This is a genomic window from Arenimonas sp., assembly GCF_019459675.1.
Taxonomy (GTDB): domain Bacteria; phylum Pseudomonadota; class Gammaproteobacteria; order Xanthomonadales; family Xanthomonadaceae; genus Arenimonas.
The window spans coordinates 1-4,175 of record NZ_JAIBFH010000357.1; the positions used below are offsets into that span (position 1 = coordinate 1).

Consider the following 4,175-nt stretch of genomic DNA (forward strand, 5'->3'; position numbering starts at 1 on the left):
GGCGGGGGGGCCGCCCCCCCGGACCGCTGGCGCGCGCCAACGGCCTGCGTTCTCCCTACGTCATCCGCACCGGGCAGCAGCTCAAGCTGATCGGCTGCAGCTGACGGCGCAGGTTACAGCTGGTCCCAGCCCGCGCGCGGCTTGAAGCGGGCGCCGTAGCGGGTGTGCAGCGTGTCCAGGCGCGCCTTGAGCTTGTCGGCGCCGACGGCCTTGATGTGCTGGATGGGGCCGCCGCGGAACGGCGCGAAGCCGGTGCCGAAGATCACGCCGGCGTCCAGCAGGTCGGCATCGGCCACCACGCCGTCGTGCAGGCACGACACCGCTTCATTGAGCAGGGGAAGGATCAGCCGGTCCTCCAGGTCCTCGGGCGCCTGGTAGTCCTTGGCCACCTCGGGCTTTACGGCGCGGCCGTTTTCCCACTTGTAAAGGCCCTGGCCGTCCTTCTTGCCGCGCCGTCCTTCTTCCACCTTGAAGGCTTCCGGCAGCACCTGGCCATGGAAGTCGGCCATGATCTTGCCGACGCTGGCGGCGACATCCAGGCCCACCGTGTCCACCAGTTCGATCGGGCCCATCGGCATGCCGAACTTCAGCGCCACCTTGTCGATCACCGGGCCCGGGATGCCTTCGGAGAAAGCGATGATGGCTTCCTGCATGTAGGGCGCCAGGATGCGGTTGACCAGGAAGCCAGGCGTGCCCGCCACCGGGATCGGCAGCTTGTCGATGGCCCTGCAGAAAGCCGCCAGCCGGCGCTCGGTTTCCGGGTCCAGCTGGTCGTGGCGCACGATCTCCACCAGCGGCATCAGCGCCACCGGGTTGAAGTAGTGCAGGCCGGCGAAGCGCGCAGGGTCTTTCCGGCCCGTGCGCAGGTCGGTGAGCGGGATGGACGAGGTATTGGACACCAGGATTGCGCCGGGCTTGAGCGTTTCCTCCACCTTGGCGAACAGGGCCTGCTTGGCTTCGAGGTTCTCGAAGATGGCTTCGATGACCAGGTCGGCATCGGCCACGCCCGCGCCTTCGACGTCGGCCTTCAGGCGCGCCGACGTGGCGGCACGCTTGGCCTCGTCCTTCACCTTCTTGGCGAACAGCGCCGCGGCGCGGTCCAGCGCCGGCTGGATGAACTTCATCTCGCGGTCCTGCAGCGTGACGTCAAAGCCGCGCAGCGCGCACCAGGCGGCGATGTCGCCGCCCATCACGCCGGCGCCCACCACGTGCACTTTCTGGATACCGCGGTCCTTGCCGCCCAGGCCCTTGAGCCGGTCCATCAGGAAAAACACGCGGACCAGGTTGTGCGCGGTGGGCGTGCCCGCCAGCTTCACCACCGATTTGGCTTCGGCCTTCAGTGCGGCGTGGATGGGCAGGCCGCCGCTGCGGCGCCAGGTGTCGATCAGCACGAACGGCGCGGGGTAATGTTCCTTGCGCGCCTTGCGGGCCACCTGCTTGGTCATCTGGGGCGCCAGCAGCGCGCGTCCCAGGCCGGTGTTGGTGGCCCAGGCGAGCAGGCGCTGCTTGGGCGGACGGGTCGTGCCGCGCTGGGCCAGCTTCACCGCCTCGTCGAGCAGGTTGGCCGGCTCGACCACGCGGTCCACCAGGCCCATGGCCTTGGCCGCCGAAGCGGAGAGGCTGCGGCCAGTGAGCATCAGGTCCATCGCGGCGGGCGCGCCGATCAGGCGCGGCGCGCGAACGCTGCCGCCCCAGCCCGGGTAGATGCCGAGTTTGATCTCGGGCAGGCCGATGCGGGTTTTTTCGTCGCGGCTGGCGATGCGGTAGCGGCAGGCCAGGGCGATCTCGGTGCCGCCGCCCATGCAGTGGCCGTGGATGGCGGCCACGGTGGGGCAGCGCAGTTCGGCCAGCTTCTGGAAGACCAGTTGGCCGCGGCGGATCCAGTCTTCGACCAGGCCCTTGGCGGCGATTTCCTCGAAACCCTTGATGTCGGCGCCGGGAATGAAGCCGGCCGCCTTGCCTGAAATGATGACGATGCCCTTGGGCAGTTCCAGCGCGATGCGCTCGATCATGGCCTCGAGTTCGTCCAGCACGCCCCGGGACAGCGCGTTCACGCCCTGGTCGGAACGATCGAGCGTGAGCACCAGGATGCCGTCGGGGCGGCGGTTGGCCTGCCAATGGGCAAGGCGAAGTCCGTCGAACATGGCGGTCTCCATACGTTGGGGTAGGGAAGGGAGGACGTATCATCCGGGCAGGACCCCGGGGGGTCAACGCCGGGCTTGCCCCGGTGAAGGAACTTTCCCCGGCGGACAATGTCCCACAAGCGGCCCGGACGGCCGCAGGAGCAGCGGCCCGGATGGGCGACGATCAACTGGACCTGGACCTGGTCAAGCGTGCGCAAGCTGGCGACAACTCGGCGTTCGACCTGCTGGTGCGCAAGTACCAGCACCGGATTGGCGCGGTGGTGTACCGGTTCGTGCCCGACCACGCCGAAAGCCAGGACGTCACCCAGGAAGCGTTCATCCGCGCCTACCGGGCGCTGGGGAACTTCCGCGGCGACTCGCAGTTCCACACGTGGCTTTACCGGATTGCCGTGAACACCGCCAAGAACCACCTCGTCACCATGAAGCGCCGCCCGCCCACCGCCGACATCGCGGTGGAGGACGCCGAACACCACGCCGGCGGCGGGCGGCTGCACGACCACGACACGCCCGAGCACAACCTGCTGCGCGAGGAAATGGAACAAACAGTGAACGAAACGGTCGCCGCGCTTCCCGAAGAACTCCGCCAAGCCATCACCCTGCGCGAGGTGGATGGCCGCAGCTACGAAGAAATCGCGCTGTTGATGCAGTGCCCGATCGGCACGGTGCGGTCGCGGATATTCCGCGCCCGCGAGGCGATCGACCGGCAGCTGCGCCCCCTGGTGGACAACCAGCGAGTCCGACCATGACCGCCATCGACCCCTTGCTACTGGAACAGCTCAGCGCCTGGATGGATGGCGCACTGCCGCCCGACGAGGCGCGGTTCCTGCAGCGCCGCCTCGGCAGCGACGTGGCCCTGCGCGAACAGTTCGAGCGCTGGCAGGTCGCCTCCGCCTGCCTGAAGCGCGTGCCGGTGCGGGCGATGGATAAGGGCTTTGCCGATCGGGTCGCCGCCGCCACGGCGCCGGCAGCCAACCATGCCCAGCCGCAGCCGCAGCGGCCGCGCCTTGCCTGGCTGGCTTCGGCGGCGGCCCTGGTCGTGGCCGCGGTCATGCTACCCGGCATCCTGGCGGTGGACCCCAGCCGCCCCCAGGCGGCCAGTGAGTCGGCCCTGGCACCGACCGAGCCCGCGCTTTCGCCCATGCCCAACGCCATCACCGAGGCCGTGCCGCCCATGTCGCCATTGCCGTCGGTGCGTGATTTCCCGCTGGTGCTCCGGGGCGCGCAAGCCTGGCCCCGGTCGCCGCTGCAGATGGATGCGCGTGACCGGGACGGCCTGTTGGTTCGCGGCCAGGCCTGGCCCCCCGCGCGCAGTGGTGTTGTTTCGGCGCCACCGCCTGCGGATGGCGACAGCGGCCATCGCGCTGCGCAAACTCCGGACGCGCGATGAGGCCGGGCCGGCAAGGGCCCGGCGCTGGCAGCCGCCGCGCGCCGCGCCGTGGCTGAGCGCGATGTCGAGGTCTGCGGCAGTGCGGCGGGCCGCCTGCGGCTGCGCCTGCTGGGCAGCGCCTGCGACGGCTGTTCGGGCGGCTGTGCGGGCCGCTGCAGCCTGTTCGCCACCAACGCCAGCGGCGAGTTCGAGATGCCTGCCCCGGTCCACCTGCCCGTGAGCATCGGCCAGCCGCTGCGGCTTTGCCTGGACGATGCCAGCCTGCGTCGCGCCGCCTGGCGCGGTTACGGCATGGCGTGGCTGGGTCTGCTGCTGGGCGCCGGGCTGGGCTTCGGCGCCGGCCTGCTCTGGGGCCGCCATGCCGATCTGCTGACGCTGCTGGGCCTGGTGGGCGGAACTTTCGCGGCCGTACGTTCGTCCAAGGCCTGCCTGCCCGAGCCGCAGCTGCGGCTTCCAGGCCGGCCTGTTCCCTTCGTTCCCAGCATGAGTGATCGCCCATGAGACTGCCCCACCTCCCTGCCTTCGCCCTTGTCATGGCCCTGGCGCTGCCTGCCGCGCAGGCACAGGCGCCCGCCGCGGCGCCCAACCCCCCCCCGGGGAGCCCAACAAGATTAAAACAAAAAGTGGAAAACGCCCCCCCCCCC

4 protein-coding genes are annotated in these 4,175 nt (G+C 70.0%); 3 read left to right on the plus strand and 1 reads right to left on the minus strand.

Going from position 1 to position 4,175, the window contains the following annotated elements; all coding sequences use genetic code 11:
- Positions 1-113: 113 nt before the first annotated feature.
- Positions 114-2,144 carry a 3-hydroxyacyl-CoA dehydrogenase NAD-binding domain-containing protein gene (locus K0M70_RS11875; protein WP_290782188.1) on the minus strand — a complete coding sequence of 677 codons (2,031 nt, stop codon included), beginning with the start codon at positions 2,142-2,144 and terminating at the stop codon, positions 114-116.
- Between the two features lie 152 nt (positions 2,145-2,296).
- On the opposite strand from K0M70_RS11875, the gene rpoE reads away from it, so the two are divergent.
- The 3 genes from rpoE to K0M70_RS11890 are packed head-to-tail and all read left to right on the plus strand — an operon-like array spanning position 2,297 to position 4,032.
- The gene (rpoE, locus tag K0M70_RS11880) at positions 2,297-2,890 is read left to right on the plus strand and encodes an RNA polymerase sigma factor RpoE (protein ID WP_290782191.1); all 594 of its coding nucleotides are present in this window, start codon (positions 2,297-2,299) and stop codon (positions 2,888-2,890) included.
- Positions 2,887-3,531, plus strand: coding sequence for a sigma-E factor negative regulatory protein (locus K0M70_RS11885; RefSeq protein ID WP_290782193.1), 645 nt, complete (start codon positions 2,887-2,889; stop codon positions 3,529-3,531). Before rpoE ends, K0M70_RS11885 begins: the two co-directional genes overlap by 4 nt.
- 48 nt (positions 3,532-3,579) lie before the next feature.
- Positions 3,580-4,032, plus strand: a complete 453-nt coding sequence (locus K0M70_RS11890) for a SoxR reducing system RseC family protein (protein WP_290782196.1) — start codon at positions 3,580-3,582, stop codon at positions 4,030-4,032.
- Positions 4,033-4,175: the final 143 nt, after the last annotated feature.

Bases quoted from the DNA above. Each gene is read 5' to 3' on its own strand.
- rpoE (WP_290782191.1), top strand. From the start codon at position 2,297: ATGGGCGACGATCAACTGGACCTGGACCTGGTCAAGCGTGCGCAAGCT.
- K0M70_RS11875 (WP_290782188.1), bottom strand. From the start codon at position 2,144: ATGTTCGACGGACTTCGCCTTGCCCATTGGCAGGCCAACCGCCGCCCC.
- K0M70_RS11885 (WP_290782193.1), top strand. From the start codon at position 2,887: ATGACCGCCATCGACCCCTTGCTACTGGAACAGCTCAGCGCCTGGATG.